The following is a 16128-nucleotide window of genomic DNA, read 5'->3' as shown; positions in this document are numbered from 1 at the left end:
CAGGAAACTACAGACTTATGATACCAATCGTTCCATATAAAGTCAACCAGTTTTTTGAAAAGATTTTCAAAAATATTGTCTTTTGAACTAAAAAAGCGCCTTTTATCATACGAAATCTCAATTGTGGGTATACTTGACAAATGTCAATCTGCCTTTTTTTTACCAGTTTTCTAATTCCTGCGTTTTTAAGTGGGATTTTCAACTAGTTCACTCTAATGAAATTGAGAAGGAGACGTAACGGTGAAATATTACATAACCACTCCGATTTTTTATCCTAATTCAAGTCCACATATTGGTACCGCATATACAACGGTTGCAGCAGATGCACTTGCCCGTTATCATAGATTGATAGGGGATCAAGTTTATTTTCTAACGGGTACCGATGAAAATGCTCAAAAAATAGTTCGTACCGCCGAAGCGCATCAGATGGACCCCAAACTTTACGTGGATGGTGTGGTAGAACGTTTTAAAGAACTATGGAACGCCTTAGAAATTTCGAATGATGATTTTATACGGACAACGGAGCAACGTCATCAAATAGTCGTTCAAAAAATCTTTACTCAACTTTTTGAACAAGGGGATATCTATAAATCAGAGTATTCTGGGTGGTATTGTACCCCTTGTGAAACGTTCTGGATGGAAAACAAACTGATTGATGGAAAATGTCCTAATGCAGATTGTGGTCGTGACGTGGAATTACTCAAGGAAGAAAGTTATTTTTTTCGTCTTTCAAAGTATCAGGGAGCTTTGCATCAATATATTGAAGAGTATCCGGAATTTATTCAACCAGTTTCCCGGCGCAACGAAATGCTGCGTTTTATTGAAGGTGGTTTAGAGGACCTTTGTGTTTCGCGTACCACATTTCAATGGGGAATTAAAGTTCCCTTTGACCCTAAACACGTTGTATATGTCTGGCTGGATGCTCTGATAAATTATATTTCGGCGCTTGGGTACCCTGATGGGGAGAATTATCAGAGGTATTGGCCTGCTGATGTGCACATTATGGGGAAGGATATTGTGCGTTTTCACGCTGTGATTTGGCCAATTATTCTGATGGCCTTAGACATTCCACTACCTAAAGTGATTTATGGGCATGGTTGGTATTTAACCAAAGATGGTGGGAAAATATCCAAGTCTCGCGGTAACGTACAGGATTCTTTCGAATTAATTCAGAGATATGGCTCAGATGCTATCCGTTATTTCTTACTGCGAGAAATGCAGGTAGGAACAGATGGTACGTATTCCGAAGATAACGTGGTCGAACGCCTAAACAGCGATTTGGCTAATGATTTTGGGAATTTTATATCTCGAAGTTTAGCAATGGTTGTCAAGTACAGAGAGGGAATTGTACCTCAGCCCGGACAAGACAGTGAACTGGAGCGGGAATTAAAAGCATTGAGTCAAGAGGTCAAGAAATCTGTCGAGCAAAGCCTCAGTAGCTGCGATCCAGCCAGGGCCCTTGAAGAAATTTGGCGGTTTGTGGCACGGTGTAACAAGTATGTGGACGAAACAGCCCCCTGGGCGCTCGCTAAACAAGAGGAGCAGCGGGAGCGCTTAGATACGGTGCTTTATACCTTTGTAGAATCGATACGAATTATGGCAATTTTAACGGCCCCCTTTATGCCGGGCTTACCCTCGAAGATTTGCAGGCTCTTAGGGTATGATGAGGGCCTCATTCGCTGGAATGAAGCGGACCAATGGGGAATACTGAATCATGGAACCCGCGTTCAAAAGGGAGAGCCACTTTTTCCGAGAATTGATATCGCCCAATATCTAACGGTAGGGGAGATTAAAACAGTGGACCTAGCACAAGCTCCAAAGGAAAGCCTAGAACCTGTTCAGACCATAGAATTTGAGCCTATTAAAGAAGAAATCAGCATTGAAGAATTTGCCAAACTGGATTTACGGGTCGGGAAGGTTTTAAGTGCCGAGAAAGTGGAGAAGACGGATAAACTCTTGAAGTTAGAAATTGAAGTGGCTGGAGAAGTACGCACAGTGGTTTCTGGTATTGCTAAGCACTATGCACCAGAAGACCTTATTAATCAATATGTTGTCGTGGTCGCTAATTTGAAGCCCACTAAGCTGAGGGGAATTACGTCCCAGGGTATGATCTTAGCAGCTTCGCAAGGGGAAATCTTGGAGGTTCTTACGCTGAAAAAAGATCTTCCTGGAGGGGCGCGAGTTAAATGATCTGGGATACTCATGCACACTTAGATGATCTTGGCTATAAGGAAGACTTTCTTGAAGTCGCTGCACGCATGAAGTCAGCCGGAATTTCTCGGCTGACGAATGTAGGTTATGATCTACCTTCTTCAGAGCGGTCTGTTAAGCTAGCCCAAGACTATGATTTTATCTATGCAGCGATTGGTGTACACCCTCACAATGCGGAAGAGGCTACCGATGAAACTTGGGAAAAGCTTTTAGGAAAATTGGTTAAACAACCGAAAGTTTTGGCTTGGGGCGAAATTGGGCTGGATTATTATCGAGATCTGTCTCCACGCCCAATTCAAAAAAAGGTATTTATCCAACAAATAAAGTTGGCTAATGAAGTTGGCTTGCCTATTGTTATTCACAATCGCGATGCACATCAGGATGTTATGGAAATTGTTAAGTCGAATCCCCCTCAATACGGTGGAATATTTCATTGCTACTCAGGCTCTTGGGAAATGGCAAAGGTTCTCTTAAACCTGGGATTCTATCTATCGTTTGCTGGACCAGTAACCTATAAAAATGCCCGCCATACGGTCGAGGTGGCTAAAAACGCCCCGTTAGATCGAATTTTGGTAGAGACAGATTCTCCCTATTTAACTCCAGAACCGCGACGTGGAAAGCGTAATGAACCGACGTATGTTGTAGAAATAGTTAAGAAACTAGCTGAGATCCGAGGCGTGCCTTTTGAAGATCTTGCTATCCAAACCATGCATAATGCAGAAACCATTTTTAGACTTGTCTAAAGAACTGATTTAACAGTTCTTTTTTTTTGTTTACTTCATAGATTTTAGTAAGGAGGGATAAAATGTATTCGCTACCGATTACTACTTATTCCGATTATTGGCGAAGAACCAAGCAATGGAGTTCGTACTTAGGCGGATTAGCAGTGTTTGCAGCTGGTACACGTTATTCAATGTTGGAGGTGCCAGATATTTCTCAACTCTACTCACTGCAGACCTCACAACTATTAAGTACAAAAAAATTAAATATTGAACAATTGAATACAAGCCAAGAAATAGACAACCAAGCAGGAGGTATTCAAGAAATAAATAGCCAAACACTGCCAAGTGAAGGGACTGGAGATCAGGCGATAACTAGCAGGATTCAAGTTGTAGAGCAAGAGATCCCGTTTGAAACGCAATATGTTGAATCGGATAAACTTCTTCCAGGTATGAGTCAAACCGAGGAACAAGGGGAAGAAGGCGTTTTGCGTCAAGTCATTAAGACCTTCGAAGTTGATGGACAACCCGTTGATCAACAAGTGGTCGCTAGCCTCGAACTTAAAAGTCCCAAGAAGGAAGTCATTATTCAAAACTCAGAGCCAATTCCAAAAAAGAAAGTAATTGTTCAAACTCCTAAAAAAGCTATTGCTGAAAAGGAACAAGTTGATTTAATAAATTTGAATATTAGTAAAACATTGGACGTTGAGGCTACCGCTTATACGTATACTGGAAATAACACAGCGACGGGAGTCAAGCCAAGGGAAGGCTTGATTGCTGTCGATCCAAAGGTTATTCCGATGGGTACCAAAGTCTATGTTGAAGGATACGGTTATGCAATAGCTGCAGACACGGGGGGAGCAATTCTTGGCAATAAAATTGATGTTTTCTTTGGTACCCTACGTCAGTGTATGGATTGGGGTCGAAAGCCTGTGCGCATTCATATCCTTAGCCCCATATAATGGAAATTATTTTGACAACTGACTACTTATCCATTAAAATAAAGTTGTTATTAGCATATTTTGGAGGGATTCAATGTTACAGATTACTCGAACTAAAGGCTTTGTCTTAGTTCGTACATCTCGTATTGCCCAATTTGTCGTTGCGGGATTTGTTATTTTCCTGATTGCCACAATGGCCCTTTTTTACAATATGAAAACGATTAACCTTACTATTGACGGAGAGCCCATTCAGATTACAACAATTTTCGGGACTGTTGGTCAGGCACTTAATCATTCGAAATTTGAATTTTATCCTGAAGATATTGTAATTCCTTCACGTGACACAAAAGTTATAAAGGGATTAAGCGTTGAAGTAACCAAAAGTGTACCGGTTCAGTTCTCAGTCGATGACCAAACGTTTACGACACGGACCCCCGCTAAAACTGTGGGAGAAGCTATAACTGAATTAGCTGAGAGATATAGTATTGAAGTTAAAGATGTTGACGAAGTGAATGTTTCACGGACTGAAGTGGTTTCCAGCCAGATGGAAATCAAGGTACATAAGGCTATTCCTATCATCGTGAATGCAGATGGCAAGAAGTCGGAAGCATTTATAGCACCACGTACCGTAGCGGATGCACTAAAGAAACTAGGCCTTACCCTCGGCGCTAAAGATAAGATCTCGTTAGCACTTGATCATATGCTAGTACCTAATGACCAATTGGATGTTGTTAGAGTTTCTGAGAAAATAGAAGTTTTGACGAGTGAGATTCCTTATCAGACCGTTGCACAGCCGGCGGATTATCCCGTTGGATTACCGGACAAAGTGGTCAGTCGTGGCTCAAATGGTGCCCAAGAGCAGACGATACGACTTACCTTAGAGGATGGAAAAGAGGTTGATCGAGAGATACTTGGCCAACGAGTAGTCAAGGCTCCCACTAATCAAGTAGTTTCTCGCGGTACACAAACTTCTATTTCACGGGGTGGAAGCACGATTCAGTTTAAAAGAGCTTATGTTATGAGAGCAACCGCTTATTGTATACCTGGAGGCACAACTGCAACAGGGGCAGCGGTCCGCACGGGGATCATTGCTGTCGATCCTAGGGTTATCCCACTGGGTAAGAATGTATATGTTGAGGGGTATGGAGTAGCACGGGCGTTAGATACAGGAGGGGCTATCCGAGGTAATCGTATCGACCTTTACATGAATTCGAAGGAGGAAGCCTTGTCCTGGGGTGTTCGTAGTGTTTTGGTATATGTCCAATAAATAAATAGATTAGTAAAGGGTGACTTCGCTTAAAGTGAAGTCACCCTTTTTATACTAAAAACTGAAAGTCTATCTTTATTTCTCAGCACATACTCTTAAAGAGAACCACAAGTAAGGGAGTGCTGGAAACGATGGTGCGATGGCCTAAAATAATACTAGGTAAAAAAACGGCAATAGTTCTTGTTTTGGGTGTAATGGGTATGTTAGTAGTCTCAGTATTTTGGCATGGTTCTACCGCCGTTGTTAGCCCTCTGGAAGATCGTTACGTTGTGATGCTTGATCCCGGACATGGAGGGTATGATCCAGGAGCGGTTTCCTCTCAGGGTGTTTATGAAAAAGAGATTAATCTCCAAATTGCCCATAAAGTTAAGGAGATGCTTCGTCCAAGTGGAATAGTGGTTTTTCTTACTCGGGAAGAAGATTCGGATTATGTTCCTAATGGGGTGATGGGTAAAACTTCCAAGAAGAAAATTGACCTAAATCACCGCATTGATATGGCAAATCAGGAGAAAGCTAATGTTTTTGTCAGTTTACATGTTAATGCAACCGCCAAAGGTCAAAATTCAGGGGCCGAAACATTTTACCATTATAAATCTGAATCTGGAAAAAGGTTAGCTGAATTAATCCAACAAGAATTGATTAAAATATCAGGGATGAATCGTAGAATTGCCAAGCCTGGTGATTTTTACGTAATAAAAAACACCAAAATGCCAGCTGTTATTGTGGAAGTTGGGTATTTGTCCAGTACAAAAGAACAGACAAAGTTACAACAAACTTGGTATCAAGAGCAGTTATCACGGGCGATTGCCAAAGGAATTTCTAATTATTTTTCAACACACCCATAATTGACTTAGGAAGGATATATATGACTGAAATTATTTAGATACATAACCTCTTTTGAAGCGGGGAAAATAAAGTCAGTGACCGAATCTAGATTAAGGAGTTGAAGCGCAGCATGAAACGGTTTTTGACTTTTATGAGTAGTGCCTTAATTTTGGGCCTTACCTTGACAGGATGTACCAATGTACAATCTCCCCAAGCTCCGGGCGAAGCACCGGATCAGTCAACACAACAAACTACAAAGCTCCCTGAAGCAGAGGCAGGAGCAACGCGAGAATCCGTATTAGGACCTGAAAAACGTGTGGTCATGGGATTTTACACTGACCAAGAAGGGTCTGTACCTAGTTCGAAAGAAACGACGTTGAAAAATGCTAAGTTGCTGGATGAAGTTGCGTTTTTCTGGTACTCTTTTGATGCAAACGGCAAGGTTATTAAGACAGGTGACGTTGATTTAAAAATTAAAGATCAGGTTCAAAAAAATGGGTCCAAAGCCTATGCTTTAGTGCATAACATGAAGTTAAAAGGAACGGTTGGCTTTGATGAGAATCTAGCACACAGTGTATTATCTAACCCAGGAAAAAGGTCGAACTTAGTGACAAGCTTAGTCAACCTGACAACCCAAGACAATTGGGATGGAATTTCGGTGGACATTGAGAAAACTCCTCCTGGAGATCGAGAAAATTTCTCTTCCTTTGTTGCTGAGCTTAAAAAAGCATTAAAAGCGAAAGATAAAGTCTTGAACATTTCTATCCCGGCTAAATTTGTAGATTATCCATCAGATCTATGGTCAGGTGCCTACGATTATGCTGCAATCGGAAAATCCGCTGACCAAATCATCCTTATGACCTATGATGAGCATGGACTCGGAACAACCCAAGGACCAGTAGCCTCTGAGGGATGGGTAGATCGAGTTATTAAATTCGCAGTGGGAAAAATACCTAAAGAAAAAATTGTGATGGGTCTCCCGGTATACTCCTTTGACTGGGGAACGAACAAACCTATCATGCCAGATTATCTGTCCTATGCTCAAACGGTTGAGCGGGCTAAGAAGCACGGCGTAGAAATTGTTACCGATCCCAACGCCAAAGTGCCACAGTTTACCTATACAGCAAATGGGATACGTCACGAAGTTTACTTTGAGAATATCGCCAGCTTAAGGGCAAAAATGGATGATGCGCTCAAATACAAGTTGCATGGCGTTGCTGTTTGGCGTTTAGGAATGGAGGATCCCGCAATTTGGGATCAGCTCATAAAAACTTATGGCACCAATAAAGAAACCAGGGAGAAAAAATAAACTCCTTAACGGGACGGAAGAGAAAATCTTTCGTCCCGTTAACGTATGCCCCCTTAATTTGAGTATTTGGACATTCTCGGTTAAGATATAGGAGTTGAAAGCGGAGGAATCAAAGAATGATAAAAGAATTAATTGTAGTTGAAGGGAAAAATGACGCACATGCAGTGCGCCTTGCCCTTGGAGCAGTGGATCTTCTCTGGACTGATGGTTATGGGCTAACCAAGAAAAAGTTAGACTATATTGCAGAAATGGCAAACCATCAAGGGGTGATTGTTTTTACAGATCCGGACACGGTGGGAGAGCAAATTCGCAATCGTATTCGGACTTATGTTCCGCATGCTAAACATGCTTATTTATCTAGGAAAGTAGCGACAAAAGATGGGGATATCGGGGTTGAAAATGCTGCATTACAAGAAATCCGTCGTGCCTTTGAAACTATTCAGCAAGATCATAAGACTTCCACTAACGGTGAGAAGTTTACGATACAGGATTTATTTCAAGCTGGTCTTGCGGGCGTAGAGCAGGCAAGTGAATATAGGATAGCCGTAGGGCGAAAGCTAGGAATCGGGGATACGAATGCCAAACAATTCCTTCATCGATTAAACCGTTTCGGAATTTCACGGGAGGTTCTTTTCAAGGCAATAGAGGAGGTTCAGCATGGAAAGCGCATCTGAATACACGCAGCGACTCATAAAACATGGGGCACGCGCCCATAAATCGCTGGGCCAGGTTTTTTTAATCAGTGACGAAGTGATTGATTGTATTATCTCAGCCAGTACGTTACAGCCGGATGTTCCACTCGTAGAAATCGGGCCCGGTCTTGGAGTCTTAACACGGGTCCTCGCGCCCAAAGTGCCCAAGATGTGGGCGGTTGAGTTGGATAGCCATAAAATTGGGATTCTGAACAGAGAGCTAAAAGGGCTTCCCATAGAAATTGTCAATCAGGATGCCTTAAAGCTAGATCTAAAGGACCTCTGGGGAGATCAATTGGGATATTTGGTAGGGAATCTGCCTTATTATATTACCAGTCCACTGATCATGCATTTTCTTGAGCAAGCGGATAGATTAAGTGGGATGACGATTATGATCCAGAAAGAAGTAGCAGATCGTATTGCAGCACCACCAGGGAGTAAGACATATGGTATTTTGTCAATCGCGGTGCAGATTTCGGCAAGCGTAACAAAAGTAACGGATGTCTTACCGAGTGCTTTTTGGCCGTCGCCCAAGGTTACTTCGTCCGTACTTAGACTAGACCTTCGCCCCTACCCAGGATTTGACGTCAATAAAAAGGACTTTTTTCGAATAGTTAAAGCCGCTTTCAGTCAACGGAGAAAAACCTTGAGTAATTCGCTAATGGGTGGACTAGGGATTAAAAAAGAAGAAGTCATCGAACGCCTGCAAAGCGTAGGCATTTCGGAAGGGCGACGTGCAGAATCGTTGAGCATAGAAGAGTTCCAGATTTTAACAAGATCCTTTCAGGACTAATAGTAGGAATTTAGGAGTATACACCACTTTGTCGGTGTATACTCCTCTTTTTGTGACGAAGGTTAACGATCTAAAAGGGTAATCAAGTATGCTAAAAAATTTTCTTGATTTTTAAGGGCATAAAAGCCGTGTAATTTCCAAACTATAAGGTTGCTCGATAAACACAGTTCGAAGCTCTAAGTTCGAGGTTCGAAATCGAGTCTATGATTATCCTAGAAGTTCTCGTTTTAGATAATGTTGCAGATGATGGAGGTTGACTGGGGTTGGGAAAAGCAAAGAATGGTTATCTTAAATGGTCAAGTGTTATTGCGACGATGGCAACGACCGTGCTTGCGCTTACGGCGTTGATTACTGTCTATTTGACAATGTCCGCTTGGAAGGTACAGCAAGAGACCGCACGGCCCTATTTCATTTTAAAAGAATCCCCTAAAATTGACTTAGGTAATGAATTAAGCTTTGAGTTGAGATTCAATAATGTGGGAATACACCCCGCGGTCAATCTTTCGAGTAAGACAGTTATCTTTGATGAGCGATTGGACGATAAACCGATTTACGAAGATGAATCCTCGATTGTTAACGACATCCCCAAAGAAACTTCATCGAGCTTAATTGTCACGATCCCCAGCGAAGAGATTTACCCTAAACAGCTTGAAATCAAGGCGCACTTTATCGTCATAGATCTACAGTACTCAGACCCCATTTTAAATAAAGCCTATAGTCAAACGATTTATATGAAATGGACCGGAGTCAAAGAGGGTCAATTGCAACCGATTGTCCATGTGCGGGTGGATGAAAAGGAAACTATTTTAGGGTACTTTCAAAAGCAAAAAATCAATCCTAAACTGAGGAATTAACTATTTCTCGACTTGCGCAATTAGAGGTTCCGGGGATGATGACATGTTGCTCGTAAAACAAGCTCTGAGATTTTAGAGACTCTTGCCAATCTCTAAGAAGATCAAAACGCCGTTCAGGATGGTAGCCCAATAAGTTGTGTTTTCCTAATGATCGAGTCATAGGGATAGCTTGGCTTAGCGCTATGCCCATAAGGCAATCTCCGATGATAGTTTCGGCAATCAGTCGAGCATGACGTCGATGCTTTCTAGGAGAGTGGAGGGCTTCGTGAGGAATTGAGGTGGCCACTTTAATCGAAAAACCGATCTCCTTTGCCCAATACAGGGTGAGCGGGGGTATTGCAATAGCCTTGATAGGAAGGGTATCTAAGGCGTGTTTAGAAAGGGCATGAGGCCCGTGTGTGGGCGTTGCAAGACCTAGGGTCTTAAAAAGATCTAATTCACGATTGAGCTTCGAACGGAATTTAAGGACGAGATTAGCGAGTTTTTGCCGATGTGGAATGTAAGGATAACAATTTGTTAAAGCAACATCGACTCCTGATTCAATGGAAGTAAGGAGTTGGACAAGATTGTGATAGATATCTCCGGACATATCCCCATCGACAAACAGTGCTCCCGTAACTCCTAAATGACGTGCATAAAGCGCTCCGACTGCTCTCGGAATATCAATACCTAAGGGTTCTGAAAAATATAGAATATGAATCCGAGTATCTGGTATTGAGCGAGCAAGCTCTAACGTCCGATCCGTACAGCCATTAAGGACAAGGATTATATAGCTTATAGGAAGACGCAATACAGTGGTTAAGACTGCCAAGATGCTCTTTTCCTCGTTTTTGGCTGGAATAATCACTCCGAACATCATTGGACCCCCTTTATCTTAACTTGCTATACTATATGCCGTTTGGCTATATTCGACATAGTATATAGCATATTTGAAGGTCGATATTCGCTATTCGAATTATGGAAAAAGATTCACCAGCTGTATTTTATTTTGATATTCGAACCACGAACAACGAACTTCAAACCATGTAAAAGGAGGTCTAGCTATGTTTCAGGTTGGAGATATTGTTGCTCGACTCTCACATCGACAGGATATTTACTTTCACATTGATCAGTTGAAGGTAAATTTAAAAGGGGAAGGATCGGCGATTCTTAAAGGGATTAATTTACGACTACTCGCGGATGCTCCAATCTCAGACCTTGTCGCAAAGAGTCCAAGTGAAGTCGCGAACTACGAGCGTGAAGATAGTAAGCTGATTTATCAAAAGTTACACAAACTAACCAGTCAACGAAAGGTGGATTTGGATGATAAAAGAGAATTTTTTGAGGTGCCAGGACGAGTGATACAGCTTGACGGGGACCAAGATTATTTAAACCAATGCATTAAAATGTATCGGCAAATGGGAATTGATGCTAAGGGAATTTGTAAATCAGAGATTGAACAACCGAGAGTCATTCGCAAAATCTTACAAGAAAACCCAGCCGATATCTTAGTATTGACCGGTCACGACGGCTTCATCTATGGAAAAAAGGATTTTCACAGTAATGATAGTTATCGGAGTTCACGCTATTTTGTGGAATCTGTATTGGAAGCAAGACGTTTTCAGCATAACCGTGATGCATTAGTAATTTTTGCAGGGGCTTGCCAATCTAACTATGAAGCGATTCTTTCAGCAGGAGCTAATTTTGCTTCATCACCTAAACGCATGCTCATCCATGCATTTGATCCAGTGTTCATCGTGGAGCGAATTGCTTTTACCCCAACAGATCAAATTGTTTCAGTGAAGGATATTTTGACGCATACGATTACGGGGACGGATGGAGTCGGAGGGGTAGAGACTAGGGGGCAAATGCGACGGGGGTATCCTAGAAGTCCTTATTAAAACCATCAAGGGAAAAATTGGTTTTTGAATGTTGGGGGAAAATGTTGGGGGGACGGTCCTTTTAACACATGCGTGTTAAAAGGACCGTCCCCCCAACACAGAGGGCTATTAAGGATCAATAGTCACAGGGGTGCCGATTTCGACCAGTCGGAATAGGTTTTCGACGTCGTGGTTATGCATGCGGATACAGCCTTTTGATACGGCCTGACCAATGCTTGAGGGGTTATTAGTACCGTGAATTCCGTAAAACGGAATTGAGAGACCCAGCCAACGACTGCCAAAGGCTCCGCCAGGATTAACTACTTTCGTGGCAATGGTGTATTGCCCTGGGGGGGTGGGGGTTGATCTTTTGCCTACTGCGATGGGATAATAACCAATTCGCTGAGTCCCGTCATAAAGCTCTAGCAGTCGACGGGCGGGGTAAACGACAATTCTGTAATTGAGCATAGAGAAGCCTCCTAACTCTAAGGAATAAGATCTATCTCATGCTATGTTCAGAATTTCTGAATGTTCTTGCATAATTAAACCCTCTTTAGGTAGAGAATATAGCGGACAAGGAGGGATCAGCTTTGACGGAACATGTAGAAGGAAAGCTTTTAATTATTGGCGGAGCGGAAGATAAAAAGGGAGAGTGCAAGATCCTAAAACGTTTTGTTCAAGAATCTGGTGGTAGAGAAAGCCGGATTACGGTTTTAACGGCTGCCACAGAATACCCGCTTCAAGTAGGAGAAGAGTATCACGCCCTATTTCTTAGTCTTGGGGCTCAAGAAGTACAGGTTCTGGACGTTTCAGACCGCATTCAGGCGAATAGAATAGGGATTGGCAAAGACTTTGAAAATTCAACGGGGATCTTTTTCACAGGGGGGGATCAATTACGGATTACGGGTTTGTTGGGAGGGACATTGCTCGGCCATATGCTGCAACAGTTGTACGAAAAGGGGATTATTATTGCTGGCACGAGTGCAGGGGCCTCCGTTATGTCTGATACGATGATTGTTGGAGGGGAAGCGGGAACGGCAAAGAAAAGTAATTTGTCAATGGCTCCGGGATTGGGCCTTTTGCGTTCTGTGGTGATTGACCAGCATTTTGCTCAGCGTGGTCGAATAGGCAGACTTTTATCGGCAATTTCTCAAAACCCCTATGTTCTTGGTGTGGGAATTGATGAAGACACCGCTATCTTAGTGCAGTCTGACGCGCGCGTTTTGGTAATTGGCAGCAATACGGTCACTGTGGTAGATGCGTCTCCCTCTACTACAACGAACGTTTCAGAAACCACTCCAGGTCAACCTTTAGTGTTGAGCCCGATAATTTTGCATGTACTTTCCGATGGCTACAGTTTTGATCTAAAACGCAGGGTTTCTTTACTTTAGCCTACGGATGATATTTGAGGAATACCTATTGTAAAAAAGGTTTAAACTAATGGGGAAAATATCCATGCATCTTAAGGGGGAACAACAACAAAATGGAGATTAGAGAAGTCCAAGCGATCGAGGGGGTCAATGTATATAGCCATCGCCCAATTATTCGAGCGATTGTGGATCTCCAAGAATGGACTGAGCGATTTAGTGATGAACTGGGGAACTTTCGTTTTCGGCTCGTGGAGACTCTACCCTCATTGGCAGAGCACCATTGTGCGCGAGGTAAAGTGGGTGGTTTCCTAGAACGCCTAGAAGAGGGGACTCTTATTGGGCATGTCATAGAACATGTGACTATAGAACTTTTGACGTTAGCAGGTCAAACTATTAAATACGGTAAGACTATGGCGATTTTGGAAAAACCGGGATGGTATGAAATTATCTTCAACTACGAAGCTAAAGAGGGTGCTATAGAAGGGTTTAAGCAGGGTTTTACCCTGGTTAAGAAGCTTCTAGATCAAGATTCCTTTGATGTAGCACACGCGGTAGAGCAAATTAAGAAAGTGACGGCTGCCTATGAATTAGGAGTTTCAACGCAAGTCATTGTTGACGCATGTAAGGAGCGGGAGATTCCAGTCCATCGTCTCAACGAGGGAAGTCTGTTACAGTTGGGGTATGGACGTAATCAACGCCGTATTCAAGCAACGATTACAGACAAGACATCATGCATTGCTGTGGATATTGCCTGTGATAAGGAAATGACCAAAAGGATACTGCACGAGGGCGGGGTACCAGTGCCCTTTGGGCATATTGTCAGGACGGAAGAGGAAGCTGTTCAGGCGTTCCTCGAAATGGAAACGTCCGTTGTAATCAAGCCCCTGAATGGGAACCAGGGTAAAGGGGTTACACTCCATATCACGTGCACGGCGGAAGTAAGAGCTGCGTTTAAGGTCGCTCAAACTTATGGGGATTGGGTCGTTATTGAAGAATATATAGAGGGGCAACATTATCGTTTGGTTGTGGTGGGAGATCGATTGATTGCTGCTGCAAAACGGATCCCGGCCCATGTGATAGGGAATGGCATATCCACGATTGCGGAATTAGTAGACCAAACTAATGCAGATCCTCTGCGTGGAGATGATCATGAGAAAGCCTTAACTAAAATTAAGGTTGACTCGGTAGTCCTCTTAACACTCACTCAAAAGAACTTAACGATATCCTCTGTTCCAGAGCCAGGTGAAGTGGTTTATTTACGGGACAGTGCAAATATAAGTACAGGTGGAACTGCTGAGGACGTGACGGATCTCGTCCATTTAGATAATATTGATTTGGCAGTCTATGCCTCGAAACTGATTGGTTTAGACGTTATAGGTATTGACTTAGTCATTGAAGATATTGAGGCGTCCTATCGTGAAAGGGGCGGGCATATTATTGAAGTGAATGCCGCGCCGGGGATTCGTATGCACCATTTTCCAAGTGTAGGCAAAGCACGAGATGTGGGCAGAGCAATTGTCGAAAAAGTGATGCCATCGGGAAATGGACGAATCCCTATAGTTGCTATCAGTGGAACGAATGGAAAAACAACGACAACTCGCATGATAAATAAAATGCTGATAGATCAACAACTTGTCGTTGGCATGGCTTCAACCGATGGGATTTACATTAATAAGAAACTGTGGACACAAGGAGACATGACAGGACCGGATAGCGCTAGGTCTGTTTTGAGACACCCAGATATACAAGTAGCGGTTCTAGAAACGGCTAGAGGCGGGATTCTAAGGGCTGGCTTAGGCTATGAATATGCAGATGTAGCAGTGATTACCAATGTTTCTAATGATCATTTGGGCCAGTATGGCATAGAGACCCTCGAAGATATTGCTCATGTAAAAAGTTTGGTTGCAGAGGCAGTCAGGCCTCATAGTTACGTGGTCCTAAATGCAGATGATCCTCATGTCGTACAAATGGCAGGAAGGACTAAAGGGAGAATAATCTTTTTCAGTACTGAAAAAGAAAATATACAGATTATTAAGCATTTAGCCAAAGGTGGGACCGCTGTTTTTATGCGACGGGGCACGATTTTACTTTGCCAAGGCTCTCAAATCTTTAGAATCTGTTCAGTTAAACAGATTCCCGTGACTTGGGAAGGGAAAGCCAAGCATAATATCCATAATGCTTTAGCTGCAATCGCTGCGGGCTGGGCTTTGGGATTGAGTGCGGTGGCTATTCGAAATTCTCTTCAGGAATTCTGTTCTGATGCTGAGCACAATCGGGGACGCTTAAATCTCTACGAGTTACAAGGTGTCCAAGTATTTATTGATTATGGACATAATGCAGCAGGCATTCAAGAAGTTATCAAAACACTCGAGCATTTTAAAAGGAAATCACTGGTGGGCTGCATTACGGTTCCGGGAGATCGACCAGATGAGACAATCCGCGAAGTGGGTCGGGTAGCCGCAAGAGGTTTTCAACGCTTAATTATTCGAGAGGATGCTGATCTGCGGGGGCGTAAACCCGGTGAAATTGCCCAATTGCTTTATGCTGAGGCAATTCGAAGTGGTATGAATCCCCAAAAGATAAGTATTGTACTTTCCGAAACAGAAGCCTTTCGAACGGGATTAGATAGTTGTATCCCAGGCGATGTCTTCGTGATGTTTTATGAGTACCTTGAGCCGATTGAAGAAGAAATTCGTATCAGAATGGAATTGCAAAAATCATTATCCTATATTCCATTAGAAAGCGAATGGGTTGTTGGTGGTGAGTTTTAAAAGGTACTATGGCTACAATCAATTAAAAATTGAGGAATTAAAGGGGCGAGGATTATCTTCGTCCCTATATTTCTAATACATCAAAAAGTGTAATTTCGGGTAAGTATAAAGCAACTAAGGCTTCTGAGTGCGCCAAGGCTGACAGAATTGACTAATACGTGCGAAGACAGTGTCTGCGAGAAGGCTAATTCGTGCGAAGACAGTGTCTTCGCGGGCACAAGCCAAGTTTTCTTACGAAAATGAATCTACGCGCTGTCATTTCATACTGTTATTTCAGTGAACATTAAAACCCTCAAAACCCTCTAAATCTTTGTTTCCAAATCACCTACCCCTAAAAAGACAATAACATGCCCGAGAACACTGTTATAGCTACGAACGGAGTTTATGATGCTTTAACTATTTGGTATCCTTTTGATTCTAGTGCCTTAATCAAACGTTGTTCTTTCTTCTTCTCCTGATTTTCGATAAACTGTGTACCAAGTTCTTGATATGGGGTTTTAGTTTGTAAAATTTGATA

At 42.6% G+C, this 16128-nt stretch carries 14 protein-coding genes; 12 read left to right on the top strand and 2 right to left on the bottom strand.

Annotated elements, in window-relative coordinates; translation table 11 throughout:
- The first annotated feature begins 240 nt into the window (after positions 1 to 240).
- From metG to JL57_RS05915, 9 genes are all read left to right on the top strand, one after another.
- Positions 241 to 2190, top strand: a complete 1950-nt coding sequence (gene metG / locus JL57_RS05955; protein ID WP_034141146.1) for a methionine--tRNA ligase — start codon at positions 241 to 243, stop codon at positions 2188 to 2190.
- Positions 2187 to 2954: a TatD family hydrolase gene (locus JL57_RS05950; protein ID WP_034141145.1), complete on the top strand. Its 768-nt coding sequence runs from the start codon at positions 2187 to 2189 to the stop codon at positions 2952 to 2954. The genes metG and JL57_RS05950 overlap by 4 nt, the downstream gene beginning before the upstream one ends.
- A gap of 62 nt (positions 2955 to 3016) precedes the next feature.
- Entirely contained in the window at positions 3017 to 3892 is an 876-nt protein-coding gene (locus JL57_RS05945) for a G5 and 3D domain-containing protein (protein WP_034141144.1), read from the top strand.
- Positions 3893 to 3965: 73 nt separating this feature from the next.
- Entirely contained in the window at positions 3966 to 5138 is a 1173-nt protein-coding gene (locus tag JL57_RS05940; protein WP_034141143.1) for a 3D domain-containing protein, read from the top strand.
- Between the two features lie 134 nt (positions 5139 to 5272).
- Positions 5273 to 5983: an N-acetylmuramoyl-L-alanine amidase gene (locus JL57_RS05935; protein WP_034141214.1), complete on the top strand. Its 711-nt coding sequence runs from the start codon at positions 5273 to 5275 to the stop codon at positions 5981 to 5983.
- Between the two features lie 110 nt (positions 5984 to 6093).
- Complete coding sequence (locus JL57_RS05930; RefSeq protein ID WP_034141142.1) at positions 6094 to 7272, top strand: glycosyl hydrolase family 18 protein; 1179 nt, start codon at positions 6094 to 6096, stop codon at positions 7270 to 7272.
- A gap of 116 nt (positions 7273 to 7388) precedes the next feature.
- Complete coding sequence (rnmV, locus tag JL57_RS05925; RefSeq protein WP_034141141.1) at positions 7389 to 7946, top strand: ribonuclease M5; 558 nt, start codon at positions 7389 to 7391, stop codon at positions 7944 to 7946.
- Positions 7930 to 8757 carry a 16S rRNA (adenine(1518)-N(6)/adenine(1519)-N(6))-dimethyltransferase RsmA gene (rsmA, locus tag JL57_RS05920; protein ID WP_034141140.1) on the top strand — a complete coding sequence of 276 codons (828 nt, stop codon included), beginning with the start codon at positions 7930 to 7932 and terminating at the stop codon, positions 8755 to 8757. Before rnmV ends, rsmA begins: the two co-directional genes overlap by 17 nt.
- 263 nt (positions 8758 to 9020) lie before the next feature.
- Positions 9021 to 9611 (top strand): hypothetical protein, encoded by a 591-nt coding sequence (locus tag JL57_RS05915; RefSeq protein WP_034141139.1) that lies wholly within the window; start codon positions 9021 to 9023, stop codon positions 9609 to 9611.
- Here JL57_RS05915 and JL57_RS05910 read toward each other — a convergent pair.
- Positions 9595 to 10467, bottom strand: coding sequence for a glycosyltransferase (locus JL57_RS05910; RefSeq protein ID WP_045691762.1), 873 nt, complete (start codon positions 10465 to 10467; stop codon positions 9595 to 9597). The two genes, JL57_RS05915 and JL57_RS05910, sit on opposite strands and share 17 nt — an antisense overlap.
- Before the next feature lie 187 nt (positions 10468 to 10654).
- Between JL57_RS05910 and yabG the strand changes: the two genes are divergently transcribed.
- Complete coding sequence (gene yabG, locus JL57_RS05905; RefSeq protein WP_034141138.1) at positions 10655 to 11491, top strand: sporulation peptidase YabG; 837 nt, start codon at positions 10655 to 10657, stop codon at positions 11489 to 11491.
- A gap of 108 nt (positions 11492 to 11599) precedes the next feature.
- On the opposite strand, the gene JL57_RS05900 is transcribed toward yabG, so the two are convergent.
- Positions 11600 to 11938 carry a L,D-transpeptidase gene (locus JL57_RS05900; protein WP_034141137.1) on the bottom strand — a complete coding sequence of 113 codons (339 nt, stop codon included), beginning with the start codon at positions 11936 to 11938 and terminating at the stop codon, positions 11600 to 11602.
- A 122-nt stretch (positions 11939 to 12060) separates the two neighbouring features.
- On the opposite strand from JL57_RS05900, the gene JL57_RS05895 reads away from it, so the two are divergent.
- Entirely contained in the window at positions 12061 to 12861 is an 801-nt protein-coding gene (locus JL57_RS05895; protein ID WP_034141136.1) for a cyanophycinase, read from the top strand.
- Between the two features lie 92 nt (positions 12862 to 12953).
- Complete coding sequence (gene cphA, locus JL57_RS05890) at positions 12954 to 15611, top strand: cyanophycin synthetase (RefSeq protein ID WP_034141135.1); 2658 nt, start codon at positions 12954 to 12956, stop codon at positions 15609 to 15611.
- Positions 15612 to 16128: the final 517 nt, after the last annotated feature.

The organism is Desulfosporosinus sp. BICA1-9, from assembly GCF_000802135.1.
This window is presented reverse-complemented; position numbering and strand designations above follow the sequence as displayed.